Below are 25,897 nucleotides of genomic sequence, written 5' to 3' on the forward strand. Positions count from 1 at the left end.
CCGCACCTCAGCCCGCCGGTGCGGTGAAGGAGTACCCGGAGTCGATCAGCGCCGGCAGATACGCCTTCAGCGCCGCCACCGTCTGCGAACGGTCCCCGCCACCGTCGTGGTTGAGCACGATCGCGCCCGGCCGGACACCCTTCAGCACCCGGCTGGTGATCACGTCCGCTCCCGGCTCGGCCCAGTCCGTCGGGTCCACGGTCCAGGCCATCGACCGCATCCCCAGTTCCGCACTGACCTTGAGCGTGACCGGCGCCCAGTCCCCGCCGGGGGCGCGGAACCAGGTCGGCGCCTTGCCGGTGATCCGGTGGATCAGGTCGGAGGTGCGCCCCAACTCGTCGCGCACCTTCTCCTCCGACAGGTGCCGCAGGTCGGGGTGGGTCCAGGTGTGGTTGCCGATGTGGTGACCCCGGGCGACGGTCTCCTGTACCAGTCCGGGGTTTTCCGCCGCGTTCTCGCCGATCAGGAAGAACGTGGCCCTGATCCCGTACTGCTGCAGCAGCGCCAGCACGGCCGGCGTGTGGCGCGGGTGCGGGCCGTCGTCGATGGTGAGGGCGACCACCCTCCGCTCCGGGCCGAGTTCGAACACCGGCCGCTGTTCCGCCGCCGTGAGCACCTGCCCGGCGGCCGGGGCGAGGGCGGGTGGGACGAGTCCGGGCGGGGCGAGCTCGGGCGGGGCGAGGGCGGCCGAACCCCCGTCGGGTGGAGCACCGGTGGGCGGCGGGGACGCGCCCGGCGCCCCGCCCACCCCGGCCACCCGCGCGGGAGGAGCGGCCGCCCCGGCGGCCCCGGTACTCGGCGCGGCGGCCCCGTCGCCGTCCAGCGGGCCACGGCAGCCGGCGACCTCGACCAGCGACATTCCCGCCGCGGCCAGTAACAATCTGCGCGAAATAGTATGACGATCAGACAACATGCTGAATGCTTCCCCCGCGAACCGCCCCACCTCCCACGGGCAACCCCGACGGCCCTCAGCACCACCCCGACGGCCCAAGCGCGTACCGATCCGCAGACCGCGTGACCCCGGGCACATCGGGACCGCTACGCTGACCTCTCCCAGTGTGATGATCTGTCTTCAGAGGACGTGGCCATGACGACAAGTCAGGACTTCTCCGACCAGCGCGACAATGACCCCGCCGAGCTGAGCCAGTGGGAACGTTTCGGCGTCGACACCAACGCCCCGCACTCCGCACGCGTCTACGACTACTGGCTGGGCGGCAAGACCAACTTCCCGCCGGACCGCGCCATGGGCCAGGCCATCGAGCAGGCGGTTCCGAGCGTCAAGGCGATGGCCAAGGAGAACCGGGCCTTTCAGGGCCGCGCCGTCCGCTACCTGGCCCGGGAGCAGGGCATCCGCCAGTTCCTCGACCTCGGGACGGGCATCCCCACCTCGCCCAACACGCACGAGATCGCCGAGTCGGTCAGCCCCGGCACCCGTGTGGTCTACGTCGACAACGACCCGATCGTGCTGGCCCACGCCCGGGCGCTGATGGTCAGCACCCCGGCCAGCCGCACCACGTACATCCACGCCGACCTGGGCAAGCCCACCGAGCTGTTCGCCGACTCGGCGCTGACCGCGACGCTGGACCTCGACCAGCCGGTCGGGCTGCTGATGATCGCCGTCCTGATGCTGGTCGCCGACGAGGACGACCCGTGGGGCAAGGTCGCCGAGCTGCGCGACGCCCTGCCGTCCGGCAGTTGCCTCGCGCTCACCCACCCCACCCAGGACTTCGACCCGGAGAGCGTGGCCAAGGTCGCCGCCGCGGCCCGCCAGGGCGGCATGACCCTCGTCCCGCGCACCCGCGACGAGGTCGCCCGGTTCTTCGACGGCTGGGAGCTGATCGAGCCCGGCGTCGCCCCCGTCATGGCCTGGCGCCCGGACGGCGAGCCGCCGGCCGACCCGACCGCCGCCTACTACTGGGGCGGGGTCGCCCGGAAGAGGTAGGGCGCGTCGGGCCCGGCCCAGGCACCCCGCCTGCGCCGGGCCCACCCCGGCCCGCCGCCCGCCCGGCCCGCTACTTCAGCAGCCGCGACAGCCGCCGGTCCGCGAGCGGTCTGCCGCCGGTCTGGCAGGTCGGGCAGTACTGCAGTGCGGAGTCGGCGAACGACACCTCGCGCACGGTGTCCCCGCAGACCGGGCAGGGCTGCCCGGCCCGGCCGTGCACCCGCAGGCCGAGTTTCTTCTCCGCCTTCAGCTCCCCCGCCGCCAGCCCGCGCGACCGCTCCACCGCCTCGCGCAGGGTCGACCCGAGCGCCTCGTACAGCCGGGCCGTCTCCTCCGGCGTCAGGCTCGACGCCAGTTTGTACGGCGACATCCGTGCCGCGTGCAACACCTCGTCCGAGTAGGCGTTGCCCACGCCCGCCAGCACGCTCTGGTCGCGCAGGACGCCCTTGAGCCGGCGCCGCTCGCCGCTCAGCAGGGCTGTGAAGGCCTCCAGGGTGAAGGCCAGGTCCAGCGGGTCCGGGCCGAGCCGGGCGACACCGGGCACCTCGGCCGGGTCCTGCACCACGTACACCGCCAGGCCCTTCCTGGTGCCCGCCTCGGTGAGGTCGAAGCCGTCGCCGGCCGGTCCGGCCAGGCGGACCCGCAGGGCGAGCGGGTTCTTCGGGCCGGGGCGCGGGGGCTCGGCGGGCAGGCTGTCCTTCCAGCGCAGCCAGCCGGCCCGGGCGAGGTGGACCACCAGGTGCAGGCCGCCCGCCTCGATGTCCAGGAACTTGCCGTGCCGGGTCACCGGGCCGACCGTCCGCCCCTCCAGCGCCGTCACCGGCGGGTCGTAGGTCTTGAGGACGCTGATCGCCACCGGCTGCACCCGGGCGACGACGCGCCCGGTCAGTCGCTCGGACAGAAAGGCGCTGAGGGCCTCGACCTCGGGCAGCTCCGGCATGGGCCCAGTCTCGCGCGGCCGCGCCCGCATTGCCCGCCGGCGGCCGACGGGCGCAGGCTGGAGGTGCCCGGAGGGCCGGGCAGAAGGAGGTCCGCCCCGCATGAGCACGCTCGAGGAAGAGATCGACATCGACGCCCCGGTACTGGCCGCCTGGGAGCAGCTGCACCGGGTCCACGACTATCCGAGGTTCGTCGCCGGGGTGCGCAGCGCCTCCCCGCACGGCCGGAACCTGGCCCATCTCGGGGTGGAGATCGACGGCGCCGAACAGGACGTGGAGACCGAGATCACCGACCGGGGCCGGGGCCGGGTGATGTCCTGGCGGACGCTGGCCGGCCTGCCGTTGCGGGGCGCCTTCGCACTGCTCCCGCTCGACCCGGGCCACACCCGGCTGCAGATCCGCGTCGAGTACGACCCGGAGGCGGTGCACGAGGCGTTCGGCGGTCCGCACGGCTTCGCCCAGGCCGGGGCGATCGAACGGGCGGTGCGGACCGACCTGAAGCTGTTCCGCGATCTGGTCGAAGCCCGGGTAGGGGCCGCATAAGCCCAGCTCAGAACGGGCGGTGAGGATCTTCACAGCGGACCTTCGGCCCGGTGGTCCACGTTTCAACCTGTGGCAGACTCGGATGCCATGGACATCAGCCCGGTCTCCAGGACGCTCCGCGCGGCGGTCTTCGCCGCGCTGGTCGTGCTGCTCGCCGGGCTCGGTCAGGTGCTGGTCACCGGCCGTCCGCTGCCGTTGGGCACGCTGGCACCGGCCGGCGTCGCCGTCTTCGCGGTGGCGTTCGCCCTGGCCGGCTCCGAGCGCCGCTACCCGGCGATCGCGGCGGTCTTCCTGCCGCTGCAACTGGGCCTGAGCGCCCTGTTCGGCCTCGCCCAGACCACCTGTCCCTCGCTGCCGCCCGGCACCGCGCGCGGCTTCGAGCCGCTGCTCTGCGGCGGCGGCTCGCTCGGCGGCTTCCTGCTGGGCCACGGCGTCCCGGAGTCGGCCGGGGTGCCGCTGCTCCTTCTGCTGCACACCGCGATCGCGCTGACCGGCGCCTTCTGGCTGCGCCGTGCCGACGCCGCGCTGACCGGGCTGGCGCAGGCCGCCCGGACGCTGGGCGACTTCCTGCGGCACTTCCTCCCGGCGGCCGCCCACTGGCGGCTGCTGCTCGCCGCGCCCGTCCCGGCCCGGCCGGTGGCCCGGGTGCCGTTCCCGCGTGCCAGCCGGGTCCGTGTCCCGGTCGAGGACGTGGTGGCCCGCCCGGCCGTCCGGCGTGGTCCGCCGGCGCTCGCCCCGGCCTGCTGAGCACCTCCCTTCCGCGGTCCTCCGCCGGTCTCTCGCCGCGCCCTCGCGCGCCCGCATCCCTCCCGACCGAGAGCACAGGACGACACCCCGCCATGAGCAACACCCCGAAGAAGCCGCAGAACGCCCGCCCGCAGAACGCCGGGGGCGCCAAGGCCGCCGCCCGCCGAGCCGCCACCGAGCGGATGCGCGAGGAGCGCCTGCGCGCCGAGCGGTCCGCGAAGATCCGCCGCCGGACGATCGTCGGCGCCGCCTCCGCCGCGGTGCTCGCCCTGGCCGCGGGCGTGGCCTTCGCCGTCGGCGGCTCCTCCGGCCCCGGCGACGCGGCGGCGAACGGCCCGCTGGTCACCCCCGCCAACGCGAGCGGCGCCGACGGTACCGTGATCACCTACGGCAAGGCCGACGCCCCGCACACCCTGGAGATCTACGAGGACTTCCGCTGCCCGTACTGCGAGCAGTTGGAGACCACCAACGGCAAGACCATCCAGCAGCTCGCCGACGACGGTACGTACAAGATCGAGTACCACCTGGCGACGTTCCTGGACAAGGGCCTGGGCGGCAAGGGCTCGCGCACCGCGCTGGCCGCCGCCGGCGCCGCGCTGAACGAGGGCGTGGACAAGTTCAAGCAGTTCCACGACGTGCTCTACGCCAACCAGCCGGACGAGCGCCAGGACGCCTTCGCCGACGTCAACCACCTGCTCGACCTGGCCGGCCAGGTGCCGGGGCTGAAGACGGACGCCTTCGTGAAGGCCGTCCAGGACGGCACCTACGCGCCGTGGGCCAACGAGGTGAACAAGTCGTTCGACAAGAGCGGCGTCACCGGCACCCCGACGGTCAAGCTGGACGGCAGGAAGCTGGAGGTCTTCGGAGGCAACGGGCCGGTCGGCCCCGAGCAGTTCACCGCCATGGTCAAGCAGGTGACCGGATGACGGCCGCCACCCCCGCCACCGCCCCCCGGACGTACGGCGCGGGCCGGCCCTTCGCGTTGCTGCTGCTGATCGGCGGGGCGATCGGGCTGTTCGCCTCCGCCGTCCTCACCCTGGACAAGATCCGGCTCCTCGAGGACCCGTCGTACGTCCCCAACTGCAACATCAACCCGATCATCAGCTGCGGCTCGGTCATGCGCAGCGACCAGGCCGAGGCCTTCGGCTTCCCCAACTCGCTGCTCGGCCTGATCGGCTTCGCCGTCGTCATCGCGATCGGCGCCGGTCTGCTGGCCGGGGCGACGTACCGCCGCTGGTTCTGGCTCGGCCTCCAGGCCGGGACGGTCTTCGGCATCGGCTTCGTGACCTGGCTGATGTACCAGGCTCTGTACCGGATCGGCGCGCTCTGCCCGTACTGCACGGTGGTCTGGGCGGCGATGATCCCGCTGTTCTGGTACACCACCCTGCACAACCTGCGGTCCGGTGTCATCCCGGCCCCGCGCGCGCTGCGCCCGGTGGTCCGGGAGGCCGCCCGCTACCACTGGGTGGTGCCGGCGCTCTGGTACGCGGTGATCGCGCTGCTGATCCTCAACCGGTTCTGGTACTACTGGAGCACTCTGCTCTGAGTCCCCCGGCCGCGTCCTCCCGCCCGCCCCGGACCACCGCGGGGCCTGGACGGACGGGAGGACCCCGGTCTCCTGACGGGCGTCAGGCCACGGTGCGCCCGAACTCGTACGCGGCGACCTCGGCGAGCAGGAGGGCGCGGCGCTCGTCGTCCAGGAAGGACGCGCGGAAGGAGTTCGCGGCCAGCAGGCGCAGCGTCTCGGGGTCGAGGTCGAGCGCGGCCTCGACGGCGCGGAAGTTGTCGTCGACGTAGCCGCCGAAGTACGCCGGGTCGTCGGAGTTGACGGTGACCAGCAGGCCGGCCGCGAGCATGGTGCGCAGCGGGTGGTCGGCGAGGGTGTCGATGCAGCGCAGCCGGACGTTGGAGAGCGGGCAGAGGGTGAGCGGGATCTGCTCGCGGACGAGGCGGTCGACCAGGTCGGCGTCCTCCAGGCAGCGCAGACCGTGGTCGATGCGCTCGACGCCGAGGACGTCCAGGGCCTCGGTGATGTAGCCGGCCGGGCCCTCCTCGCCGGCGTGGGCGACGCGGCGCAGCCCGGCCTCGGCGGCACGGCGGTAGACCTCGCGGAACTTGGCCGGCGGGTTGCCGACCTCGGCCGAGTCCAGGCCGATGCCGGAGATCCGGTCGAAGTAGGGGCGGGCGGCCTCGAAGGTCTCCAGGGCCGACTCGGCGGACTGGTCGCGCAGGAAGCACATGATCAGCCGGGTGCTGATGCCGTACCGCTCCTCGGCGCGGGCGAGGGCGCGGGTGAGCCCCTGGACCACGGTGCCGAGCGGGACGCCGCGTGCCGTGTGCGCCTGCGGGTCGAAGAAGATCTCGGCGTGCCGGACACCCTGCTCGGCGGCCCTGGCCAGGTAGGCGTCGGCGAGGTCGGCGAAGTCGTCCTCGGTCCGCAGGACGGCCATCAGCGCGTAGTACAGGTCGAGGAAGGACTGCAGGTCGCTGAAGGAGTACGCGCGGCGCAGCTCCTCGGTGTCCGCGTACGGGAGGGTGATGCCGTTGCGGGCGGCGAGGGCGAAGGCGAGCTCGGGCTCCAGGGTGCCTTCGATGTGCAGGTGGAGTTCGGCCTTGGGGAGGGGCATGCGTGATTCGTTTCGGTCGACGGGGAGGGGATCGAAGGAGGGCGCGGCGGGACGCACAGAGGGACAAACAGGCGTAAAGAACCATCCTATGATCCGATCGAGTTATCCCGGGCGCCGGGCGGGGAACGAGTAACGCCAGAGGGGGTTGGTCCTGCGCGGCTCCGCCGAGGAGGTAAACGGACATGCGGCACCCCGACGCTCCGCACCCCAGACCCGCGGGCATCTCCGCGCACGCCCTGGGGAACGACACGCTGCTGCACGAGCTGGAGCAGCTGCACCGCACCCGCCACGAGACCTTCCTGTACGGCTCGGAGGAGGCGCTGAACCGGCACACCCTGCGAACCGGTGAGCTGGAGGCGGAGTTCCTGCGCCGGTTCCCCAACCGGCAGGTCACCGCGGCCCGGACCAGGGCCGGGGCCCGGGCCCGGGAGGCGGCGGCCCGGGTGGAGTCGCTGCCGGAGTAGGGGCGGGCGGCGCCGGACCGGCCGCCGCCCGGCGGGACACGCCGGGCGGCGGTGGCGGGCCCGGGGTGGGACGTCGGCGAGGGTGGAGGATCAGACCCCACGGACCGCGACCCTCTGGGAGCCCCCGATGCCCATCGCCAGCGTCAACCCCGCGACCGGCAAGACCCTGGAGACCTTCGAACCGCTCGACGCCGCCGGTGTCGAGCAGCGGCTGGCCCGCGCCGAGGCCGCCTTCGGCGCCCACCGCCTCACCTCCTTCGCCCACCGCGCCGAACTGCTGCGCCGCGCCGCCGACCTGCTGGACGAGGACCAGGAGGCCGTCTCCCGCACGATGACCGAGGAGATGGGCAAACCGCTGACGGCCGCCCGCGCCGAGACCGCCAAGTGCGCCAAGGCGATGCGCTGGTACGCCGAGCACGCCGAGGAACTGCTCGCCGACGAGCACCCGGACCAGGCCGACGTCGCCGACTCCGGCGCCGCCCGCGCCTACGTCCGCTACCGTCCGCTCGGCGTGGTGCTGGCCGTGATGCCCTGGAACTTCCCCCTCTGGCAGGTCGTCCGGTTCGCCGCGCCCGCGCTGATGGCGGGCAATGTCGGCCTGCTCAAGCACGCGTCCAACGTGCCCCGCACCGCGCTGGCCCTGGAGGAGCTGTTCCGCCGGGCCGGCTTCCCCGAGGGCTGCTTCCAGACGCTGCTGATCGGCTCGGACGCCGTCGAAGACGTGATCCGCGACCGCCGGGTGGCCGCGGTCACGCTCACCGGCAGCGAGCCGGCCGGGCGGGCGGTCGCCGCGACGGCCGCGGACGAGGTGAAGAAGGCCGTGCTGGAGCTGGGCGGCAGCGACCCGTTCGTGGTGCTGCCGAGCGCCGACCTGGACGCCGCCGTGCGCACCGCCGTCCGCGCCCGGGCGCAGAACAACGGGCAGTCCTGCATCGCCGCCAAGCGCTTCATCGTGCACACGGACGTCTACGAGCGGTTCACCGCCGCGTTCACCGAGGCGATGCGGGCGCTGACGGTCGGCGACCCGCTGGACGAGGCGACGGACGTCGGCCCGCTGGCCAGCCGCCAGGGCCGCGCCGACCTGGAGGAACTGGTCGAGGACGCCCGCGCGCACGGCGCCCGGGTGGAGTGCGGCGGCCGTCGCCCCGAGGGGTGGGACGGCGGCTGGTTCTACGAGCCGACCGTCCTGACCGGCATCACCCCGGCGATGCGCGTCCACCAGGAGGAGACCTTCGGGCCGGTCGCCACCGTCTACCGGGCGGCGGACCTGGACGAGGCGGTGGCCCTGGCCAACGACACGCCGTTCGGGCTCAGCTCCAACGTCTGGACCGACGACCCGGCCGAGCAGGAGCGCTTCGTCCGGGACATCCAGGCGGGTGGGGTGTTCTTCAACGGCATGACGGCCTCGCACCCGGCGCTGCCGTTCGGCGGCGTCAAGCGCTCGGGGTTCGGGCGGGAGCTGTCCGGGCACGGGATCCGGGAGTTCTGCAACGTCACCACGGTGTGGCTCGCCTGAACCCCGGCACACCCGCCGACCGGCGTCCGACCCGCCCCTCCGGTCGGCGTCCCCGGCCGGGTCAGCCCGCCATGCGGTGCCTGCCCCGGCCGGGCGTCAGCCAGCGCGCGACCACGCCGCCCAGCGCGATCAGGGTCAGGCCCCACACGATGCTGAAGATCACCAGCATCGGGAGCCAGCTCACCTGCGCTCCGATCGCGCCGAGCCCGAGCGAGAGCGCGACCATGAACACGACCGCCGTCGGGCTGAGGCCGAGCAGGGCGTGCCAGGCCCGGTGCGCCCGGCTCGGATGCTGCGGGGCTTCGGGGCCGGTGTCGAGTTCCTTGTAGGTCAACAGGTCCATCTGGATCGCCTCCGGACGTCGGGGGGACTGCCGGTGAGCAGCTCACGAGGCCTTGCGGGGAGCTGCGGACTTCCTGGTGGTGGTCTTCTTCGCGGTTGTGCTCTTCACTGACGCGCTCTTCGCGGTCGCGCTCTTCACGGACGCCTCCTTCGCGGTCCGGGTCCCGGCGGCGGGCTTCTTCGCGGGGGCGCGCTTGCGTGGCACCGCCGCCTCCGACTCCGGCTCCCCGGCTGCCGCCTCCGCGTCGGGCGGCGCCTCGGCTGCCCGCCCCCGGTGCCCGCCCCTGGCCTGCCGGAGGCTGCTGCGCAGCGCCTCCATCAGGTCGATGACGTTGTCCGGCGCCTCGCCCGGCTCCTCCTCGTGCGGCACCTCCACCCCCTGGATCCGGGCCTCGACGACCTGCTGGAGCGCCTGCTGGTAGTCGTCGTGGAGCTGGGAGAGGTCGAAGCCCTCGGAGAGGGTGTCCATCAGCGAGCGCGCCATCCTGAGCTCCTGCGGCCGGACGGCGATGTCCTCCTCGGGGGCGATGCCCGCCGCCGAGCGGACCTCGTCGGGCCAGATGCAGGTCTGGAGCACCAGTGTCCCGTCGTGCACCCGCAGGACGGCCGGCGACTCCCTGGTCCGCAGCGCGATCTTGGTGACCGCGATCCGACCGGACTCGGTGAGCGCGTCGCGCAGCAGGGCGTACGGCTTGGCGGCGGCCTGGTCGGCGACGCCGACGTAGTACGCCTTGGAGAACATCAGCGGGTCGATCTCGGCGGCGTCGACGAAGGCCAGCACGTCGATGATCTTCTTGCTGGGCAGCGGCAGGTCGGCGAGGTCCTCGTCGGTGAGCGTGACGGTCCGCCCGTCGGGCGACTCGTAGCCCTTGGCGATCTCCGCGTACGGGACCTCCTTCTCCTCCCGCTCGCAGTACCGCTTCATCCGCACCCGGCCCCCGTCCCTGGCGTGCACCTGGTGCAGCGGGACGTCGTGCTCCTGGGTGGCGGAGTACAGGTGAACGGGGATGCTGACCAGCCCGAAGCTGATCGTCCCCTTCCAGGTGGTCTGCATGGGGTCGCCCCTTCCCGGAGGTTCCCGCTCATCGGAGCATCCCGCTCCGGAGATTCCCACTCTGCCCGCCTTTACCCCGATCGGCCACAGGATCGCCGCCGGGCCCGTCCGGGCGGAGAATGGGCGGCGGCGCGAGGAGGTGGACGCGGTGCGCGGCGTGGAGCGGCCCGGCTGCCCGCCCCCGCCACCGGAGCGGACGGTCTACCGCGTGACGTACACGGTGGCCGGCCGGGCCGGGGTGCGGCGGGCGGACGTCACCGTGCTGCCCGGGTACTCGCAGGAGCGCGACATCCCGCGGATCCTGGCCGCCCGTCTCACCGGGCGGCCGGCGGACGCCCGACGGATCACCCTGCTGGACGTGACCGAGCGGTAGCCCCCGGCGCCGGGGCGGGCCGCCACCCGGACCGGGGAGAGCACCGTGCCGTGTCTTCGGCCGATTCGGACATTCCTCCGCCCAGGGCTTGTCCGACGATTCCCGCCGCGCGCTGATGCGACGCGATTCGTCGGACAAGCCCTAGCATCGGGATTCGATCATTTCGCGCCCCCGCCCGGGTGACGGACCGTCAAATCCCTTTCCCCGGAGAGTCCATGCCGTCGCCCCGACACCAATCCCCCGCACCGCCCGCACCGCCCGCACCTCCGGGCCGGCCAGGCGCCCCGCGGCCCATCGGCGAGCGGTGCGCCCGGCACCTCGCCGCCGGGCGGGGGCACCGGGGATCAGACCTGCAACGAGGCCAGCGTGACGATGGTGATGTCGGACGGCGCGCCGACCCGGACCGGTGGGCCCCAGGCGCCCGCGCCACGGGTCACGTAGAGCTGGGTGTCGCCGTAGCGTTCCAGGCCGGCCACGGTCGGGTTGGCGAGTTCGGCCAGGTAGTTGCCGGGCCAGAGCTGGCCGCCGTGGGTGTGGCCGGAGAGCTGGAGGTCGACGCCGTGCCGGACGGCGTCGTGGATGGTCACCGGCTGGTGCGAGAGCAGGACGGAGGTACGGGCCCGGTCGCGGTCGCCGAGCGCCTTGCCGAAGTCCGGGCCGTCCCCCTGGTCCCGCCCGGCGATGTCGTTGACCCCGGCCAGGTCGAAGCCGGCCAGCTCGACCCGCGCGTTCTGCAGCGGGTGGACGCCCAGTTCGCGGATGAAGTCGACCCAGGGCCCGGCGCCGGAGAAGTACTCGTGGTTGCCGGTGACGAAGTAGGCGCCGTCGCGCGCCCTCAACCGGGCCAACGGTTCGGCTTCGCGGCCGAGTTCGGCCACCGAGCCGTCCACCAGATCCCCCACGACGGCGATCAGGTCCGGCTGCGCGCCGTTGATGGTGTCGACGATCCGCCGGGTGTGCGCGCGGCCCAGGATCGGACCGAGGTGGATGTCGCTGACGACGGCGATCCGGTAGCCGTGGGCCCGCGCGGGCAGCTTCGCGAGCGGCACGGTGACCTGCTTCAGCCGCGGCCCGCGCAGCACGCCGTACGTACCGTTGCCGACGACGGCCGCGGCCGCGCCCGCGGCGCCGATCGCGACCGTGCGGGCGACGAACAGCCGGCGCTCCGGCGAGGGGGCCATGACCGACGATTCATCAGTTTCCTTTTCTTCCAGGGCGGCTGGCTCCACAGTGCGCCGGCGCGGCAGCCGGAGCAGCAGCGGCCGGACGGCCTCGCCCACGGCGAGCGCCAGCAGCAGGTAGAGCAGCACCGCGAGCCAGAGGTAGCCGGGCCAGGCCAGCCACCGCTCGACGGCCAGCGGCAGCGCGCGCCCGCCGACCAGGGCGCCGACCGCGAGCAGGGGCAGCAGGACGGCGAGCACCGTACCGGCCCTGCGCCACCAGCCGCCCGGCGTGGAGACGTCGCGCACCAGGCGCCGCCAGAGATACCAGTGTGCCAGGGTCAGCAGGGCGAGGACGGCGAGGAGGCCGAGCACCAAGAAGGCGATCATCACGCCGCCAGTATGTACGGCCCGTTGACGAATCCCCGCGCCGGGCTCCAGCACCTCCCGAGCGCCTTTCGCTGCGTCAGATCTGAGCTTTTCCGGACCCCATTTCACCCACTCTGACCTGCCCCTTTATGTCCGGTGAGCGAACATTTACCAGAACGTTGTTCCGATATGCGGAAGGAGAAAGTAGGTTGCACCGCAATGCGCGGATCCGTCCCCCCACCCTCCGGCGCACGTGCCGAGGGGCAGGCCGCGCTGGAAAGGCACAGGCACCCTTGATGAGTGCGGAAACCACCACCCCCGCCGTCTCGCCCCCCGCCGGCGGCTCCACCCCACCCCCGGCCGACGGTCACCTGAAGGCGGGACTCAAGAACCGCCACCTGTCGATGATCGCGATCGGCGGTGTGATCGGCGCCGGCCTGTTCGTCGGCTCCGGCGCGGGCATCGCGACCACCGGCCCCGGCATCCTGCTCTCGTACACCCTCGCCGGCGTGCTGGTCGTCCTGGTGATGCGGATGCTCGGCGAGATGGCGGCGGCCGATCCGCAGAGCGGCTCGTTCTCGGCGTACGCGGACCGGGCGCTCGGCCGGTGGGCCGGGTTCAGCATCGGCTGGCTGTACTGGTTCTTCTGGGTCGTGGTGCTCGCCGTGGAGGCCACCGCCGGCGCGAAGATCCTCAACAACTGGATGCCGGGCGTGCCGCAGTGGGCGTTCGCACTGATCGTGATGGCGGTACTGACCGCGACCAACCTGTTCTCGGTCGCCTCCTACGGCGAGTTCGAGTTCTGGTTCGCCGGGATCAAGGTGGTGGCGATCGCCGCCTTCCTGGTGGTCGGCACGCTGGCCGCGTTCGGGCTGCTGCCCGGCACCCACGCGGTCGGGATGACGAACCTGACCGGCCACGGCGGCTTCCTGCCGCACGGCGTGGGGGCGGTGTTCACCGGCATGCTCACGGTCGTCTTCGCCTTCATGGGCAGCGAGATCGTCACCCTGGCGGCCGGCGAGTCGGAGGACCCGCAGAGGGCGGTCCGCAAGGCGACCAACAGCGTGATCTGGCGGATCGGGATCTTCTACCTCGGCTCGATCCTGCTGGTGGTGACCCTGCTGCCGTGGGACGCCGCCTCGGTCAAGGGCAGCCCGTACGTGGCCGTGCTGGAGCACATAGGGATCCCGGGCGCCGCCCAGGTGATGGACGTGATCGTGCTGACCGCCGTGCTGTCCTGCCTCAACTCCGGGATGTACACCGCCTCCCGGATGGCCTTCTCGCTCGGCCGGCGCGGGGACGCCCCCAGGGCGTTCGCCTCGGTGACCAAGCGCGGGGTGCCGCGGGTCGCGATCCTCTCCTCGGTGGTCTTCGGCTTCGTCGCCGTCTTCTTCAACTACACCTCCCCCAACACCGTCTTCGCCTTCCTGCTGAACTCCTCCGGTGCGGTGGCGCTCTTCGTCTGGCTGGTGATCTGCTTCTCGCAGCTGCGGATGCGGCGGATCATCGAGCGCGAGACCCCCGAGCGCCTGACCGTGCGGATGTGGCTGTACCCGTACCTGACCTGGACCGCCATCGGCATGATCGGGTTCGTGGTGGCGTACATGTTCACGGACGCCGACGGGCGGAAACAGATGTACTTGTCGCTGGTCGCCGCAGCGATCGTGCTGGTGGCGTCGGCCGTGGTGGGCCGCCGGCGGCGGACGGCGGTGGCGGCGGCTGCCTGAGCCACCGCACCGCCCAGGGAACGCCGGGCCCGGAAGCCGATGCGGAGGCTTCCGGGCCCGGCGGCGTTCCGGTACCCGCTCGTGACGGAACGGACATGACCCGCAGACCGGGAGCCCCTACGCTTTCGTGCTGTGCGAGATCTTGCGGCGGGGATGGGATACCTGGTCAAGGGCCAGAGGTGGGTGGGGCGGCACGGCCGCTGGTGGGCGTTCGGGATGCTGCCCGCGCTGCTCACCCTGGCCGGGTACGCGGTGGCGCTGGTGTTCCTCGGGGGCTGGTCGGACGACCTCGCCGAGTGGGCCACCCCGTTCGCGGACGGCTGGGGCTCGCCGTGGCAGGGCCTGCTGCGCACCGCGCTCGCCGCGGTCGTCTTCGGCGGCGGGCTGCTGATCTCGCTGATCACCTTCACCGCGGTCACCCTGCTGGTCGGGCAGCCGTTCTACGAGTCGCTCTGCGCGAAGGTCGACGAGAGCGAGGGCGGCGCACCCACCCCGCCTGACGTCCCGCTCTGGCGCGAGCTGTGGACCGCGGCGCGGGACAGCCTGTTCGTGCTGGTCCGGGTGGCCGGGTTCGGCATCCCGCTGTTCGTCTGCGGGTTCATCCCGGTGGTGGGGCAGACGGTGGTACCGGCGGCCGGGTTCCTGGTGTCCGGCTTCTTCCTCGCGGTCGAGCTGACGGCGGTGGGCCTCCAGCGGCGCGGGGTGCCGCAGCGCGAACGGATCCGGCTGCTGCGCGCCCGGCTCGGGCTCTCGCTCGGCTTCGGGGTGCCGCTGATCCTGGCGTTCCTGATCCCGCTGGTGACGGTCCTCGCCATGCCCGGCGCGGTGGCCGGTGCCACGCTGCTGGCCCGCGACCTGGTGCCGGTCGAGGAGGGCGCCGAGGATGCGGAGGCGGGCACGGAGGCGGGCGCCGACGGACCGGAGGCCGTCGGCGGGGAGGCCGTGCCGGATGTGCCCCCCTACGACCGGTCCGGGCCGCCCGTCCCGGGCAACCCGTACGCGAGCGCTCCTCCGCGGGCGGTCGCCGGGCCCGACCCGCACCCGACCCCCTGAACCGGTGACCCGCCGGTCACCCTGCGCCACTCCCCGCCGCCCGGGCCGCCCCGGCGTGTGAGGCCGCCCACACGGGTTTTGCCACCTACTGCCGCCGATAGTGGTCACCCCCGGGCCGGACCGGCTCCGGCGGACGGACGCGCGCCGCCCACCCGGGGCTCCGGGGCGCGGGCACTCCCCGCCGCCCCGGAAGAACCCAGGCCACCGGCCCGCTCCACCCCGTCGTTCGACGACGAGGCGCCCCGGGCCCATCGATTGCCTCAATCGGACAAAACCTTTCAAAGCGCCCGGCCTCGGCCGGGCGCTTCGTCGTCCGCACCCGCCGTGTCCACTACCGGCCGTAGTACCGAGCGCCTTTGCCGCCCGTCCCGGGCTCTGCCAAGAATGGCCCGTCGCCAGGCAGCGCGGACCGCACCACCCACCGCGCACCCCGCCCGCCCCGCAGTTCCTCCGCCGGGGCGCCACGGCCGTCCCGGACGGCACCGCGGGCCCGCTCCCCCGAGCACGCTCGCGCGATGTCCGGCCCCCGCGTGCCACCGGCACGGCCCCCGACGGAAAAGGATCGCCCGCTCCATGCAGCTCAGCCATGCCCGCCGAAACTCCCTGATCACCGGTGTCACCACCCTCGTGGTGGCCGGCGCGGCCACCGCCGCCCTCGCCATCCCGCAGAGCGGCGGCAACGGCACCGAGGCCGCCGCCCCGGTGGCCGGTGTCTCCGTGGACGGCCGACCGGTCGGGGACCAGGCCCAGGCGGACGCGACGGCTGCCGCCGCCGCCCAGGCGGAGGCCGAGGCACAGGCGCAGGCAGAGGCGCAGGCCGCCGCCCAGGCTCAGGCCGAGGCGGACGCCGCCGCCCAGGCGCAGGCCGCCGCTCAGGCCGAGGCCGACGCGAAGGCCAAGGCGGACGCCGAGGCCGCCGCCTCCCGCTCCCAGGCGCGCTCCGACCTCAACAGCAAGCCCACGTACTCCGGCAGCCCCCGCGAGATCGCCGCCCAGATGGTCCCGGCCGGCCAGTTCCAGTGCTTCAGCAACATCGTCTCCCACGAGAGCAGCTGGAACCCCAGCGCCACCAACGCCTCCTCCGGCGCCTACGGCCTGGTCCAGGCCCTCCCCGCCTCCAAGATGGCCTCCGCCGGCTCCGACTGGCGCACCAACCCCGCCACCCAGATCAAGTGGGGCCTGGACTACATGAACTCCCGTTACGGCAGCCCCTGCGGCGCCTGGTCCTTCTGGCAGTCCCACCACTGGTACTGATCGGCGGCGGCTCACCGGCGTGGACACATCCGGCATACCGGGTGAAGATATGGCGGACGTACGTACGGTTTGACGGGTATTGATCAGAATTGAGCGCCTGCGGGGCTTTGCCACCTCCCGCAGGCGCTCCTACGCTCCGGCGTCATGCCCTCACCCCTGATCAGCGTCGTGCTCCCCGCCTATGACCAGCGGAAACAGCTGGCGGACTGCCTGGACTCACTCGTCGGCCAGTCCTTCCGCGACTTCGAGGTCGTCGTGGTCGCGGACCGCTCCCCCGACTGCCCGGCCGGTCTCGTGGACGCCTTCGCGGCGCGCCACCCCCGGATCTCCGTCCTCCGCCTCGACGCGGCCGTCGGCGTCGGTGTCAGCCGCAACGCGGGGGCCGCCCGGGCGGTGGGCGAGTACCTGCTGTTCCTGGACGCCGACCACCTGCTGCCCCGGGACGGCCTCCGGACGCTGGCCGACCGGCTCGACCGGACCGGGCCGGTGGACGTCCTGCTCTTCGGGCACACCCGCCACCACGCCGGGCGCGACTGGCCTGGTGGCGCGGAGACACTGCTGGCCGAGGCCGGGCCGGAGGTGGCCGGGCCGCTCGACCGGCCCGCGCTGTTCGGCGCGCCCGCCCTGGTCTGGGACCGGCTGCTGCGCCGCGACCTCTGGCACGACCACGGCCTCGCCTTCCCCGACGGCCGGTACGAGGAGATCCCGGTCGCCCACCGGGCGATGCTGGCCGCCGGGCGGATCGCCGTCCTGCCGCGCGCCTGCGTCCAGTTGCGGCGCCGGGAGACCGTCCACCCCGTGGGCTCGCCCGGCAGCAGCCGCTTCGACATCTTCGAGCAGTACGAGCGGAGCTTCGCCCTGCTGGACGAGCGGCCCGGGCTGGACGCCGTCCGCGACGCCCTCTTCACCCGGATGATCCGGCACTACCTGTTCGTCTTCGACCTCGCCGGGTGCGTGGCCCGCGCCGAGCGCCCCCAGTTCTTCCACCGCGCCGCCGAACACCACCGCCGGTTCCAGCCCCCGGGCCACCGGCGGCCGGCCGGTCGCGAGGGCGTCAAGTTCTCGTTGCTGGCGGGCGGCGCCTACCCGGCCTTCGAGATGGCCAAGCTCTCGCACATCGCGCGCGGGACGCTCACCGGCTCGGCCCGCCGGAAGGCCTCGGCCTGACGGCCCGGTGAACGGCCCGGTGAACGACCCGGTCCGACGGCGCCCGGGTCGAAGGCGGGTGCGGGTGCCAGGGCCGGGTGCGGGTACGCGCCACTCCGTCGGCCGCACGCCGGGGTGGCCCGTACCCGTCCCGGCGTCCGGCTGCGATGATCGGCGGGACCTCTGCCGCCCCGCCCGCCGAACCGTACCGGGAGGACCCGTATGAGCCGCCCCTCCGCCACCCCCGGCACCGATCTGGCCCGCGAGCTGGCCGCCACACTGCGCGGCGAGGTCCGGTTCGGCGCGGCCGAGCGGGCCGTCTACAGCCAGGACGCGTCCAACTACCGCCACCTGCCACTCGGCGTGGTCAAACCGGCCGACCTGGACGACGTGCGCACGGCGCTCGCGCTCTGCGGGCAGTACGGCGTTCCGGTGGTGGCGCGCGGGGCCGGCACCAGCGTCGGCGGGCAGGCGATCGGCCCGGGAGCCGTCGTGCTGGACTTCCGCCGCCACCTCGGCGCCGTCCTCGACGTGGACCCGGAGCGCCGCACCGCCCGGGTCGAGCCCGGCGCCGTCCTGGACGACCTGCAACGGGCCGCCCGCCGCCACGGTCTGCGGTTCGGGCCGGACCCGTCCACGCACAGCCGGTGCACGCTCGGCGGCATGATCGGCAACGACTCCTGCGGTGCGCACTCGGTGGTCTGGGGCCGCACCAGCGACAACGTCGAGTCGCTGGACCTGCTGCTCGCCGACGGCACCGAACTGACCGTCGGCGGCGCGCTCGGCCCCGCCGAACGCGCCGCGCTGCGGGCGCTCCCCGGCCGGGTCGGCGAACTCCACCGGGACCTCCAGGACTTCACCGACCGCAACCTGGCCACCATCCGCCAGGGCATGCCGAGCCTGCCGCGCCGCACCTCCGGCTACCCGCTGGACGCGCTGCTGCCCGAGCACGGCCACCACCTCGCCCGCGCGCTCACCGGCACCGAGGGCACCTGCGCGCTGCTGCTCGGCGCCACCGTCCGCCTGGTCGAGGAGCCGGCCGCCCGCGCCCTGGTGGTGGCCGGCTACCCCGACGAGGGCGCGGCCGCCGACGCCGTCCCCGCCCTGCTGCCGCTGCGCCCGCTGACCGTCGAGGGCATGGCCGCCGACCTGATCGCCGCCCTGCTCGCGGCCGGCCCCCGACCGCCCGCGCTGGACCGGCTGCCCGAGGGCGCGTGCTGGCTCTTCCTGGAGACCGGCGGCACGACGCCGGCCGAGGCGCTCGACGCCGCGCGCCTCCTCGCCGACACCGTACGGCGGGAGCGCCCGGCCACCGCCACCGTGGTGACCGATCCCGGCGAGCAGCGGCAGCTCTGGGGGGTGCGCGAGGCCGCCGCCGGGATCGTCACCCGGCTGCCGGGCGGCGCGGCCGGAGGGGGGATCGAGGCCTGGCCCGGGTGGGAGGACTCCGCGGTGCCGCCGGAGCGGCTCGGCGACTATCTGCGCGACCTGCGGGCGCTGCTTCGCCGCCACAGTCTGCGCGGCGTTCCGTACGGGCACTTCGGCGAGGGCTGCGTCCACCTGCGGATCGACTTTCCGTTGACCGAGCCCCAAGGGGTGCTGGTCTTCCGGGAGTTCATGGAGCAGGCGGCCGATCTCGTGGTCTCGTACGGCGGTTCGCTCTCCGGTGAGCACGGCGACGGCCAGGCCCGCGCCGAGTTGCTGAGCCGGATGTACCCGTCCGAAATCATCGGCCTGTTCGGGGAGTTCAAGCGGATCTGGGATCCGGGCAACGTCCTCAACCCGGGTGTGCTGGTGGACCCGCGCCCGCTGGACGCCGATCTGCGCTTCGCCGGGCCGGTCCGCCCGCTGCCGCTCGCGCTCCCGTACCCGGGTGACGACGGCAGCCTGCTGAAGGCCGTGCACCGGTGCGTCGGGGTCGGCAAGTGCGTCGACACCAGCACCGGGGTGATGTGCCCCAGCTACATGGCGACCAGCGAGGAACGCCACTCCACCCGGGGCCGGGCCCGGCTGCTCGCCGAGATGCTGCGCGGCGAGTCGATCCCGGACGGCTGGCGCTCGCCGGAGGTCCGGGAGGCCCTGGACCTCTGCCTCGGCTGCAAGGGGTGCGCGAGCGACTGCCCCGTCCACGTCGACATGGCCACCTACCGGACCGAGTTCCTGTACCAGCACTACCGGCACCGGCCGCGGCCGGCCGCGCACCTCTCGATGGGCTGGCTGCCGCTCTGGCTGCGGGCCGCCGCCCTCGCCCCCGGCGCGGCCAACCTGATCGCCCGCTCCCCCGTCGCGGGCCCGCTGAAGCGGCTCGGCGGGATCGACCCGCGGCGGGTGGTCCCGGTCTTCCCGCCGGAGACCTTCACCCGCTGGTACCGGCGCCACCGCGCCGCGCACCCCGCCCCGGTGGGCGCGCGGCCCGTCCTGCTCTGGCCGGACACCTTCTCCGAGCATCTCCAGCCCGGCGTGCTGCGCTCCGCCGTCGAGGTACTGGAGCATCTGGGCTTCGACGTCCGGCTGCCGTCCGGGCCGGTCTGCTGCGGCCTGACCTGGTACTCCACCGGCCAACTCGGCACCGCCCGGCGGGTGATGCGCCGCAGCCTGCGCGCGCTGGCCGGCACCGGGCTGCCGGCCGACACCCCCGTGGTCGGCATGGACCCGAGCTGCACCGCCACCCTGCGCGAGGACCTGCCCCGCCTGCTCGGCCCCGAAGGCCGCCCGGCGGCCGAACGGACCCGAACCTTCGCCGAGTTCATCGACGCGTACGCGCCGGACGCCCCGCTCCCGCGGCTCCCGCTGGACGCCATCACCCAGACCCACTGCCACCAGCACGCCGTCCTCGGCACCGCCGCCGACCGCCGGGTCGAGGCCCGGATGGGCCTGCACAACCGCGTGCTGGACTCCGGCTGCTGCGGACTGGCCGGCAACTTCGGCTTCGAGCAGGGGCACTTCGAGGTCTCGGTGGCGATCGCCGAGCGGGTCCTGCTGCCCGAGGTCCGGGCCGCGTCCGCCGACACCGTGATCCTGGCCGACGGCTTCAGCTGCCGTACCCAGATCTCCCAACTCGCCCAGGGGCGCCAGTCCCTGCACCTGGCGGAGCTGATGGCGCGGGCGCTGCGGGAGGCGCCCGGGGCCTGAACCCCCGGGCGGGAGCGGCGGCGCCCGGGTGGTTCCCGGGCCCCGGGTCAGCCGCCCTGGGCGCTCGTGGCGCTCTCCGCCGCCGGCTCCTCCTCGGCGCAGACCGCGGACACGAACTCCGCGACCCTGGCCTGCGGCAGCCCGCGCGCGATGTCCGCCTCGCTGATCATCCCGACGAGTTCGTGCTCCGGGTGGTTGATCACCGGCAGCCGCCGCACCCGGTACTGCTCCATCACCCGCAGGACCTGTTCGGTGTCCTCGTCCGCCTCCACGGTCATCGGCCGGCCCTGGGCCAGTTCACCGGCGGTCACCCGCGCCGGATCCCGGCCCTCGGCAACGCACTTCAGCACGATGTCCCGGTCGGTGAGGATGCCCAGCAGCTTCTGCTGCTCGCCGCAGATCGGCAGCGCCCCGACGTGCCGTTCCCGCATGATCCGGGCCGCGTCGGCGAGGGTCTCGTGCTCACCCACGCACTCCGCCCCCTGGTGCATGATGTCGCTGGCTCTGGTCATGATCGGCCTCCTGACGTGCCTGCCACTCCCGTTACTCCATCGTGGTCCGGCCCGGGGGCCTCCGCCACCGGGCGCCGCGCCACCGCCGCCGTCACCCGGCCCGCTCGACCCGCGGCCCGTCCTGCCCACTCTCCCGCCTGCCCGGCTCCGGGTGCGCCACGCCGTCCGGCGCGTCCAGCGGCGACTGTTCCAACAGCTCTTCCAACGGGGGAAGTTCGAGCTGCTCCACCCCGGGCGCCACGGCCTCCGCCGCGCCCGTCCCGACCTCCGCCGACGGCTCCTCGGCCTGCGCCGCCGACCGGTGGTGCGCGTCGGTCGCGCTGTCCAGGAACCGCAGCAGCTCCACCGGGAAGGGCAGCACCAGGGTCGAGTTCTTCTCCGCGGCCACCTCCACCACGGTCTGCAGCAGCCGCAGTTGGAGCGCCGCGGGGGTCGCGCTCATCACCGCCGCCGCCTCCGACAGCCGCGCCGACGCCTGGTACTCGCCGTCCGCGGTGATGATCCGCGCCCGGCGCTCCCGCTCGGCCTCCGCCTGCCGGGACATCGATCGCTTCATCGACTCCGGCAGCGCGACGTCCTTGATCTCCACCCGGTCGATCTCGATGCCCCAGCCCAGCGCCGGGCTGTCGATCATCAACTCCAGCCCCTGGTTGATCGGTTCGCGGTTGGCCAGCAGGTCGTCCAGCTCGCTCTTGCCGATGATCGAGCGCAGTGAGGTCTGCGCGACCTGCGAGATCGCGAAGTTGTAGTCCTGGACGTTGACGATCGCCTTCACCGGGTCTTCCACCCGGAAGTACACCACCGCGTCCACCCGGACGGTGACGTTGTCGCGGGTGATGCCCTCCTGCGCGGGGATCGGCAGCGTCACGATCTGGACGTTCACCCGCCGCAGCCGGTCCGCCACCGGCATCAGCGCCACCAGCCCCGGCTCCCGCAGCTGCGGGCGGACCCGGCCGAACCGGAACACCACACCCCGCTGGAACTGCTGCACGACCCGCAGGCTCAGCCCGGCCCAGACGCCCACCAGCCCGATGGCCCCCAGCACCGCCCCCAGCACCGCATCGAAAATCAGCATCGCGGTCTCCTCGCGCGCACCAGCACGCCCCGGCCGTCACCGACCCGGCCGAGCCGGGGTCCGCCGGAACCACCGGTTCCACGCTACGCCTGCCGGGGCGCCGCCGAAACGGCTCCCCCACGCCCCTGGTACAGGCGGCCCGGTGCGGGACCCTACGGAACCCTAGGATCGTGCCCATGCCCCAGCGCCCGGACGAAGGCCCCGCCACCGACCCCGGCCACCCCCGTCACCCGGCCGAGGCCGCCGCCCGCGCGGACGGGCTGGCCGTGCTCGACCGCGTCGTCACCGGCTGCCGGGCCTGCCCGCGCCTGGTCGCCTGGCGCGAGGAGACCGCCCGCACCAAGCGCCGCGCCTACCAGGACTGGGACTACTGGGCCCGCCCGATCCCCGGCTTCGGCCCGCCCGACGCGCCGCTCGTCCTGGTCGGCCTCGCCCCGGCCGCGCACGGCGCCAACCGCACGGGGCGGATCTTCACCGGCGACCCCTCCGGCGACCTGCTCTACGCCGCGCTGCACCGGCTCGGGCTGGCCAACCGCGCCGAGTCGGTCCGGCACGGGGACGGGCTGCGCCTGCACGGCGTCCGGATCACCGACCCGGTCCGCTGCGCCCCGCCCGACAACAAGCCGACCACCGCCGAACGCGACACCTGCCGCCCCTGGATCACCCGGGAGCTGGAGCTGATGCGGCCCACCGTCCGGACCGTGGTCGCGCTCGGCGGCTTCGCCTGGCAGGCGCTGCTCCCGGCGGTCGCCGCGGCCGGCTGGCTGCTCCCCCGCCCCCGTCCGGTCTTCGGCCACGGCGCCCACGTCACCCTGGCCGCCGCCGACGGCGGCCCGCCGCTGGAGCTGTACGGCTGCTACCACGTCAGCCCGCGCAACACGAACACCGGGCGCCTCACCACCGCCATGCTCCGCGACCTGCTCCGCACCGCCGCCCGCTCCGCGGGCCTCGCCCCGCGCGAGGACTGAGCACCGGCGGGAGACCCGCTACCCGAAGCGGGCCAGGCGCCGTTTCGCCGCCCGGGCCCACACCGGTGCGAGGTCCCGCCGGGCCGCCTCGGCGGCCGCCAGCTGCTGCCCGTAGAGCACCCCGTAGCCGAAGGTCCGGCCGGCGCCGGGGGCGGTGGCGCGTTCGAGCAGGGCGGTCGCCGCGACGACCGCGTCCTGGTGCTCCCCGAGCACCTCCTGGACCGCCTTCATCCGTTCGGCGTACCGCTCCGCCGCCGGGCCGACGGCCGGGGCCGCCGTCTCCCCCGCGTAACGGGCCCGCTTCGCGGCCTTCCGCGCCTCGTGCAGGGCCCGGTCACGCGCGGGCGGGTCAGCGGCGGCCCGGGCCAGCCGCACCCGCTCGGCCGTCCGGCGCTGCTCGCGCGCGGCGACCCTGGCCAGCTCCGGCACGGCGGCCCGCTCGGCGCGCCCGCGCAGCGGAGGGTCGGCGAGCAGCGCGGCCAGGCCCGCCGCCAGGGCCTGCCGCCGGGGGCTGTCCAGCGCCGCGACGACCTCCGGCCGGACCCGCCGGTACTCCTCCCGCCCCCACCGCTCCAGCTCGGCCGCGACCTGCTCGGGTCCGCACTCCGGCGGCAGCTCCCGGGCCCGCGCCACCAGCCGCTCGGCCAGCACCTCCCGGTCCCGGGCCCGCCCGAGGGCGGAGGCCAGCCACCGCAGCTCGGCCACCAACTCGTCGGTGGCGCCCCGGACGAACAGTCGCCGGTACGTCCGCAGCGCGCTGCGCAGCCGCCGGCAGGCGACCCGCATCCGGTGCACCGCGTCCGGTTCGTCCGCCCGCACGGCCGCGTCCAGCCCGGCCAGTACGGCGGCCTGCGCCCCGATCCGGTCGAGCAGCACCCGGCCCGCGGTGGGCTCGGCTTCGGCCATGCGCGCTCACCCCCTCGTCGGGGCTTCCGGTACGTCTTCCAGGCTAGATGATCGATGCCAAGGGCTCGTACGGGTGCCGCACGAGCATCTCCCCGTGCACGGCCATCGGACCGGCCGTCGGCCTCAGGCCGATCGTGCGCCCGCCGCATGCGGCTTTCCGCGGGAGGGGGCAGGGTGGAGGGATACGGATCCGCCCGAACCGTCGACGCGCCCGGTGACGCGGCCGTCGGCCGAAGGAGGTGCCGTGCGCACCCGGAAGATCCCCCGCCGGAGCCTGGCCCTGGCCGTCGCGGCCCTCGCCGCCCTGCCGGCCGCCGCGCTCACCTCCCCCGCCCAGGCGGCGACCGGTGCCCCGCCGGTCGGCTTCGTGGAGCTGCCCAGCAGCCCGGTGCCGTCCGACCACGGGAAGCGGGTGTTCACCGTCACGTACCGCAACGACGCGTCGACGGACCGGACCGTGGCGCCGCAGATCCTGGTCGAGTCCCCCGAGCGGGGCCCCTACCTCGATCCGTCGGACATCCGGCTCGAAGTGCTGGCACCCGACGGCCACTGGCGCACCATGCCGCTCGCCAGCCAGACCGGCACCCTGTACACCCGGCTCACCCCGGCGAAGGTCGTCCTCCACGGCCACCACACCCTCACCGGGCGGTACCGGCTCACCGTCGTCGGAACGCTCCTCGGAACGGTCGGGCGAGGGACGATCGAACCGAGGGTGGCGCTCTACGCCTGACTCACCCGGAAAAGCCTGACGCGCCCGCTACGGCAGCGGCGCCGGGGTGAAGGTCCCGGCGGGGGCGTCGCGCCAGACCGGACCGGCCAGGGCGCCGCCGAAGACCTGGCCCATCACCTTGCCGCCGATGCGCCGGCCGTCCAGGGGCTTCGGGTCGTCGGTGTCGCCGACGACGGTCGCACCGGCCATCTCGGGGGTGCGGCCGACGACCTCGGACGCCACCAGGGCCGCACCCAGGGCGGCGTGCTGGTCCCTGGTTCCCCGGTGCCGGGAGACCGCGCCGGACGCCGCCCGGGACCGGGCCGCCCGATCCGGTGCGTGACCGCCTCCTGTCCCGGCGGACCGCTCAACCCTCCTGCGGCGTCCGCCCGATGACGCGCCGGACCGCCACGCGCCCGGCTACGGCCGGAGTTGGAGCGCCAGGGACATGGTGTAGCCGACCAGGGCGGCGAAGAGGCAGACGGCGGTGGTGTAACGCGGGGTGAAGGGCAGGCCGGCCAGGGAGGGGTAGAGGAGGACGGCGGCACCGGCGGCGATGTCGGCGGCGTAGAGGCCGCCGGGCGGGGCCGCGCCGGTGGAGCGCGCCGCCCAGCCGGTGGCGATCAGGAAGCCGGTGAGGAGGGTGAAGCCGGACAGCAGGCCGGAGCCGATCCCGTAGATGGCGGGGTGGGGTTCGGGTGGGTCCTCGCCCTCGGGGACGGCGGGGCGCAGCCGGTGGGCGACGGCGAGAGCGGCGACGGCGATCGCCATGGACGCGGCGGCGCTGAGGAGCGGGCCGGGGTTCATCTGCGGCTCCGGGGTGTCGGGTGGAAGTGGCCGAGGGCCGCTGCGAGGACGGCCGGGACCAGGACGACGATGATCAGCACAGCGGTCCAGACCACCGGGTCGAGGGCGGGCGGGGGCGGAGCGCCGCTGGTCGGCGGCAGTGCGCCGACGATCGCGACGGTCACGGCGGGCGCGGGTGCGGCCGACGGCGGCGGGGCGGGAGGCGGTGGAAGCTCCGCCGGCGAGGGTGAGAACGACGGCACGGCCGACGGTGACGCCCGGTGCGGTGCCGGCTGCTCCCGGCCCGGCTCGGCGCTCTCGGCCGCCGGGGCCGACGGGGCGGCCTGCCACGGCGCCGGCGACGACCACGGGGGCGTGGACGGGACCGGCACAGCGTCCGGCGCAGCGTTCGTCGGAGCGGAAGGAGTGGACGGAACGGGAGGAGAGGGCGAAGCGGGTACCGGCGAGGGCGTGGCCGAAGGCGCCGGACAGTGCTCCCACGGCGGGTGCACCGTCGGCGGATCGGGTGCCACCGGCGGATCGATCACGGGCGG

27 protein-coding genes are annotated in these 25,897 nt (G+C 74.3%); 15 read left to right on the forward strand and 12 right to left on the reverse strand.

From position 1 onward, the window contains the following. Nucleotides 1–7: 7 nt before the first annotated feature. Nucleotides 8–880 (reverse strand): polysaccharide deacetylase family protein, encoded by an 873-nt coding sequence (locus AB0P06_RS04215; RefSeq protein WP_363604954.1) that lies wholly within the window; start codon nucleotides 878–880, stop codon nucleotides 8–10. A gap of 207 nt (nucleotides 881–1,087) precedes the next feature. Here AB0P06_RS04215 and AB0P06_RS04220 point away from each other — a divergent pair, with 207 nt between their 5' ends. After that, complete coding sequence (locus AB0P06_RS04220) at nucleotides 1,088–1,942, forward strand: SAM-dependent methyltransferase (RefSeq protein WP_363604955.1); 855 nt, start codon at nucleotides 1,088–1,090, stop codon at nucleotides 1,940–1,942. A 70-nt stretch (nucleotides 1,943–2,012) separates the two neighbouring features. On the opposite strand, the gene AB0P06_RS04225 is transcribed toward AB0P06_RS04220, so the two are convergent. Then, entirely contained in the window at nucleotides 2,013–2,882 is an 870-nt protein-coding gene (locus tag AB0P06_RS04225) for a DNA-formamidopyrimidine glycosylase family protein (RefSeq protein WP_363604957.1), read from the reverse strand. A 100-nt stretch (nucleotides 2,883–2,982) separates the two neighbouring features. Here AB0P06_RS04225 and AB0P06_RS04230 point away from each other — a divergent pair, with 100 nt between their 5' ends. The 4 genes from AB0P06_RS04230 (at nucleotide 2,983) to AB0P06_RS04245 (ending at nucleotide 5,716) form a co-directional block, all read left to right on the forward strand. Beyond that, nucleotides 2,983–3,423 carry an SRPBCC family protein gene (locus tag AB0P06_RS04230; RefSeq protein ID WP_363604959.1) on the forward strand — a complete coding sequence of 147 codons (441 nt, stop codon included), beginning with the start codon at nucleotides 2,983–2,985 and terminating at the stop codon, nucleotides 3,421–3,423. A gap of 87 nt (nucleotides 3,424–3,510) precedes the next feature. Then, the gene (locus tag AB0P06_RS04235) at nucleotides 3,511–4,170 is read left to right on the forward strand and encodes a hypothetical protein (RefSeq protein ID WP_363604961.1); all 660 of its coding nucleotides are present in this window, start codon (nucleotides 3,511–3,513) and stop codon (nucleotides 4,168–4,170) included. A gap of 92 nt (nucleotides 4,171–4,262) precedes the next feature. Continuing rightward, nucleotides 4,263–5,096 (forward strand): thioredoxin domain-containing protein, encoded by an 834-nt coding sequence (locus tag AB0P06_RS04240; RefSeq protein ID WP_363604962.1) that lies wholly within the window; start codon nucleotides 4,263–4,265, stop codon nucleotides 5,094–5,096. Beyond that, complete coding sequence (locus tag AB0P06_RS04245) at nucleotides 5,093–5,716, forward strand: vitamin K epoxide reductase family protein (RefSeq protein WP_363604964.1); 624 nt, start codon at nucleotides 5,093–5,095, stop codon at nucleotides 5,714–5,716. Before AB0P06_RS04240 ends, AB0P06_RS04245 begins: the two co-directional genes overlap by 4 nt. 82 nt (nucleotides 5,717–5,798) lie before the next feature. On the opposite strand, the gene AB0P06_RS04250 is transcribed toward AB0P06_RS04245, so the two are convergent. Continuing rightward, on the reverse strand, nucleotides 5,799–6,797 hold the full coding sequence (locus AB0P06_RS04250; protein WP_363604965.1) for an adenosine deaminase: 999 nt from the start codon (nucleotides 6,795–6,797) through the stop codon (nucleotides 5,799–5,801). Between the two features lie 182 nt (nucleotides 6,798–6,979). On the opposite strand from AB0P06_RS04250, the gene AB0P06_RS04255 reads away from it, so the two are divergent. Beyond that, on the forward strand, nucleotides 6,980–7,261 hold the full coding sequence (locus tag AB0P06_RS04255) for a DUF6158 family protein (protein WP_363604966.1): 282 nt from the start codon (nucleotides 6,980–6,982) through the stop codon (nucleotides 7,259–7,261). A 127-nt stretch (nucleotides 7,262–7,388) separates the two neighbouring features. Next, nucleotides 7,389–8,777: an NADP-dependent succinic semialdehyde dehydrogenase gene (locus AB0P06_RS04260; protein ID WP_363604968.1), complete on the forward strand. Its 1,389-nt coding sequence runs from the start codon at nucleotides 7,389–7,391 to the stop codon at nucleotides 8,775–8,777. Nucleotides 8,778–8,838: 61 nt separating this feature from the next. On the opposite strand, the gene AB0P06_RS04265 is transcribed toward AB0P06_RS04260, so the two are convergent. Together AB0P06_RS04265 and AB0P06_RS04270 are read right to left on the reverse strand one after the other, a co-directional pair. Next, nucleotides 8,839–9,120 carry a hypothetical protein gene (locus AB0P06_RS04265; RefSeq protein WP_363604970.1) on the reverse strand — a complete coding sequence of 94 codons (282 nt, stop codon included), beginning with the start codon at nucleotides 9,118–9,120 and terminating at the stop codon, nucleotides 8,839–8,841. Nucleotides 9,121–9,162: 42 nt separating this feature from the next. Next, a complete protein-coding gene (locus AB0P06_RS04270) occupies nucleotides 9,163–10,173 on the reverse strand; it encodes a Ku protein (protein WP_363604971.1) in 1,011 nt (336 codons plus the stop codon). Nucleotides 10,174–10,312: 139 nt separating this feature from the next. Between AB0P06_RS04270 and AB0P06_RS04275 the strand changes: the two genes are divergently transcribed. Continuing rightward, entirely contained in the window at nucleotides 10,313–10,546 is a 234-nt protein-coding gene (locus AB0P06_RS04275; RefSeq protein ID WP_363604972.1) for a hypothetical protein, read from the forward strand. A 344-nt stretch (nucleotides 10,547–10,890) separates the two neighbouring features. Here the strand turns inward: AB0P06_RS04275 and AB0P06_RS04280 are convergent, their stop codons facing one another. Then, nucleotides 10,891–12,096 (reverse strand): metallophosphoesterase, encoded by a 1,206-nt coding sequence (locus tag AB0P06_RS04280; protein WP_363605159.1) that lies wholly within the window; start codon nucleotides 12,094–12,096, stop codon nucleotides 10,891–10,893. A 275-nt stretch (nucleotides 12,097–12,371) separates the two neighbouring features. On the opposite strand from AB0P06_RS04280, the gene AB0P06_RS04285 reads away from it, so the two are divergent. The 5 genes from AB0P06_RS04285 to AB0P06_RS04305 all read left to right on the forward strand — a co-directional run bounded on the left by AB0P06_RS04285 (nucleotide 12,372) and on the right by AB0P06_RS04305 (nucleotide 20,387). Beyond that, the gene (locus AB0P06_RS04285) at nucleotides 12,372–13,802 is read left to right on the forward strand and encodes an amino acid permease (protein WP_363604974.1); all 1,431 of its coding nucleotides are present in this window, start codon (nucleotides 12,372–12,374) and stop codon (nucleotides 13,800–13,802) included. 132 nt (nucleotides 13,803–13,934) lie between these two features. Further along, on the forward strand, nucleotides 13,935–14,855 hold the full coding sequence (locus AB0P06_RS04290; RefSeq protein WP_363604975.1) for an EI24 domain-containing protein: 921 nt from the start codon (nucleotides 13,935–13,937) through the stop codon (nucleotides 14,853–14,855). Between the two features lie 573 nt (nucleotides 14,856–15,428). Then, nucleotides 15,429–16,109, forward strand: a complete 681-nt coding sequence (locus tag AB0P06_RS04295; RefSeq protein WP_363604976.1) for a transglycosylase SLT domain-containing protein — start codon at nucleotides 15,429–15,431, stop codon at nucleotides 16,107–16,109. 144 nt (nucleotides 16,110–16,253) lie between these two features. Next, on the forward strand, nucleotides 16,254–17,276 hold the full coding sequence (locus tag AB0P06_RS04300; protein ID WP_363604978.1) for a glycosyltransferase: 1,023 nt from the start codon (nucleotides 16,254–16,256) through the stop codon (nucleotides 17,274–17,276). 201 nt (nucleotides 17,277–17,477) lie between these two features. Beyond that, a complete protein-coding gene (locus AB0P06_RS04305) occupies nucleotides 17,478–20,387 on the forward strand; it encodes an FAD-binding and (Fe-S)-binding domain-containing protein (protein WP_363604979.1) in 2,910 nt (969 codons plus the stop codon). A gap of 47 nt (nucleotides 20,388–20,434) precedes the next feature. Here the strand turns inward: AB0P06_RS04305 and AB0P06_RS04310 are convergent, their stop codons facing one another. Together AB0P06_RS04310 and AB0P06_RS04315 are read right to left on the reverse strand one after the other, a co-directional pair. Beyond that, nucleotides 20,435–20,899, reverse strand: coding sequence for a CBS domain-containing protein (locus AB0P06_RS04310; RefSeq protein WP_363604980.1), 465 nt, complete (start codon nucleotides 20,897–20,899; stop codon nucleotides 20,435–20,437). A gap of 91 nt (nucleotides 20,900–20,990) precedes the next feature. Beyond that, nucleotides 20,991–21,974, reverse strand: a complete 984-nt coding sequence (locus AB0P06_RS04315; protein ID WP_363604981.1) for a slipin family protein — start codon at nucleotides 21,972–21,974, stop codon at nucleotides 20,991–20,993. Between the two features lie 176 nt (nucleotides 21,975–22,150). On the opposite strand from AB0P06_RS04315, the gene AB0P06_RS04320 reads away from it, so the two are divergent. Further along, nucleotides 22,151–22,942 (forward strand): uracil-DNA glycosylase, encoded by a 792-nt coding sequence (locus AB0P06_RS04320; RefSeq protein WP_363604982.1) that lies wholly within the window; start codon nucleotides 22,151–22,153, stop codon nucleotides 22,940–22,942. A gap of 18 nt (nucleotides 22,943–22,960) precedes the next feature. Here the strand turns inward: AB0P06_RS04320 and AB0P06_RS04325 are convergent, their stop codons facing one another. Continuing rightward, nucleotides 22,961–23,848: a CHAD domain-containing protein gene (locus AB0P06_RS04325; protein ID WP_363604983.1), complete on the reverse strand. Its 888-nt coding sequence runs from the start codon at nucleotides 23,846–23,848 to the stop codon at nucleotides 22,961–22,963. Between the two features lie 244 nt (nucleotides 23,849–24,092). On the opposite strand from AB0P06_RS04325, the gene AB0P06_RS04330 reads away from it, so the two are divergent. Continuing rightward, nucleotides 24,093–24,578: a signal peptide protein gene (locus tag AB0P06_RS04330; protein WP_363604984.1), complete on the forward strand. Its 486-nt coding sequence runs from the start codon at nucleotides 24,093–24,095 to the stop codon at nucleotides 24,576–24,578. Between the two features lie 27 nt (nucleotides 24,579–24,605). On the opposite strand, the gene AB0P06_RS04335 is transcribed toward AB0P06_RS04330, so the two are convergent. The 3 genes from AB0P06_RS04335 to AB0P06_RS04345 form a co-directional block, all read right to left on the reverse strand. Next, entirely contained in the window at nucleotides 24,606–24,800 is a 195-nt protein-coding gene (locus AB0P06_RS04335; protein ID WP_363604985.1) for a hypothetical protein, read from the reverse strand. A 177-nt stretch (nucleotides 24,801–24,977) separates the two neighbouring features. Next, a complete protein-coding gene (locus tag AB0P06_RS04340; RefSeq protein ID WP_363604986.1) occupies nucleotides 24,978–25,364 on the reverse strand; it encodes a hypothetical protein in 387 nt (128 codons plus the stop codon). Further along, complete coding sequence (locus AB0P06_RS04345) at nucleotides 25,361–25,528, reverse strand: hypothetical protein (protein WP_363604987.1); 168 nt, start codon at nucleotides 25,526–25,528, stop codon at nucleotides 25,361–25,363. Before AB0P06_RS04345 ends, AB0P06_RS04340 begins: the two co-directional genes overlap by 4 nt. Between the last annotated feature and the right edge of the window lie 369 nt (nucleotides 25,529–25,897).

Source organism: Kitasatospora sp. NPDC088351 (genome assembly GCF_040685575.1).
GTDB lineage: Bacteria > Actinomycetota > Actinomycetes > Streptomycetales > Streptomycetaceae > Kitasatospora.

Excerpts from the sequence above, each read along its gene's own strand:
- AB0P06_RS04285 (WP_363604974.1), top strand. The coding sequence starts at position 12,372 with ATGAGTGCGGAAACCACCACCCCCGCCGTCTCGCCCCCCGCCGGCGGC.
- AB0P06_RS04250 (WP_363604965.1), bottom strand. The coding sequence starts at position 6,797 with ATGCCCCTCCCCAAGGCCGAACTCCACCTGCACATCGAAGGCACCCTG.
- AB0P06_RS04325 (WP_363604983.1), bottom strand. The coding sequence starts at position 23,848 with ATGGCCGAAGCCGAGCCCACCGCGGGCCGGGTGCTGCTCGACCGGATC.
- AB0P06_RS04340 (WP_363604986.1), bottom strand. The coding sequence starts at position 25,364 with ATGAACCCCGGCCCGCTCCTCAGCGCCGCCGCGTCCATGGCGATCGCC.
- AB0P06_RS04310 (WP_363604980.1), bottom strand. The coding sequence starts at position 20,899 with ATGACCAGAGCCAGCGACATCATGCACCAGGGGGCGGAGTGCGTGGGT.
- AB0P06_RS04280 (WP_363605159.1), bottom strand. The coding sequence starts at position 12,096 with ATGATCGCCTTCTTGGTGCTCGGCCTCCTCGCCGTCCTCGCCCTGCTG.
- AB0P06_RS04305 (WP_363604979.1), top strand. The coding sequence starts at position 17,478 with ATGAGCCGCCCCTCCGCCACCCCCGGCACCGATCTGGCCCGCGAGCTG.
- AB0P06_RS04225 (WP_363604957.1), bottom strand. The coding sequence starts at position 2,882 with ATGCCGGAGCTGCCCGAGGTCGAGGCCCTCAGCGCCTTTCTGTCCGAG.
- AB0P06_RS04260 (WP_363604968.1), top strand. The coding sequence starts at position 7,389 with ATGCCCATCGCCAGCGTCAACCCCGCGACCGGCAAGACCCTGGAGACC.
- AB0P06_RS04265 (WP_363604970.1), bottom strand. The coding sequence starts at position 9,120 with ATGGACCTGTTGACCTACAAGGAACTCGACACCGGCCCCGAAGCCCCG.
- AB0P06_RS04300 (WP_363604978.1), top strand. The coding sequence starts at position 16,254 with ATGCCCTCACCCCTGATCAGCGTCGTGCTCCCCGCCTATGACCAGCGG.
- AB0P06_RS04235 (WP_363604961.1), top strand. The coding sequence starts at position 3,511 with ATGGACATCAGCCCGGTCTCCAGGACGCTCCGCGCGGCGGTCTTCGCC.
- AB0P06_RS04270 (WP_363604971.1), bottom strand. The coding sequence starts at position 10,173 with ATGCAGACCACCTGGAAGGGGACGATCAGCTTCGGGCTGGTCAGCATC.
- AB0P06_RS04245 (WP_363604964.1), top strand. The coding sequence starts at position 5,093 with ATGACGGCCGCCACCCCCGCCACCGCCCCCCGGACGTACGGCGCGGGC.
- AB0P06_RS04230 (WP_363604959.1), top strand. The coding sequence starts at position 2,983 with ATGAGCACGCTCGAGGAAGAGATCGACATCGACGCCCCGGTACTGGCC.
- AB0P06_RS04255 (WP_363604966.1), top strand. The coding sequence starts at position 6,980 with ATGCGGCACCCCGACGCTCCGCACCCCAGACCCGCGGGCATCTCCGCG.
- AB0P06_RS04320 (WP_363604982.1), top strand. The coding sequence starts at position 22,151 with ATGCCCCAGCGCCCGGACGAAGGCCCCGCCACCGACCCCGGCCACCCC.
- AB0P06_RS04220 (WP_363604955.1), top strand. The coding sequence starts at position 1,088 with ATGACGACAAGTCAGGACTTCTCCGACCAGCGCGACAATGACCCCGCC.
- AB0P06_RS04240 (WP_363604962.1), top strand. The coding sequence starts at position 4,263 with ATGAGCAACACCCCGAAGAAGCCGCAGAACGCCCGCCCGCAGAACGCC.
- AB0P06_RS04295 (WP_363604976.1), top strand. The coding sequence starts at position 15,429 with ATGCAGCTCAGCCATGCCCGCCGAAACTCCCTGATCACCGGTGTCACC.
- AB0P06_RS04315 (WP_363604981.1), bottom strand. The coding sequence starts at position 21,974 with ATGCTGATTTTCGATGCGGTGCTGGGGGCGGTGCTGGGGGCCATCGGG.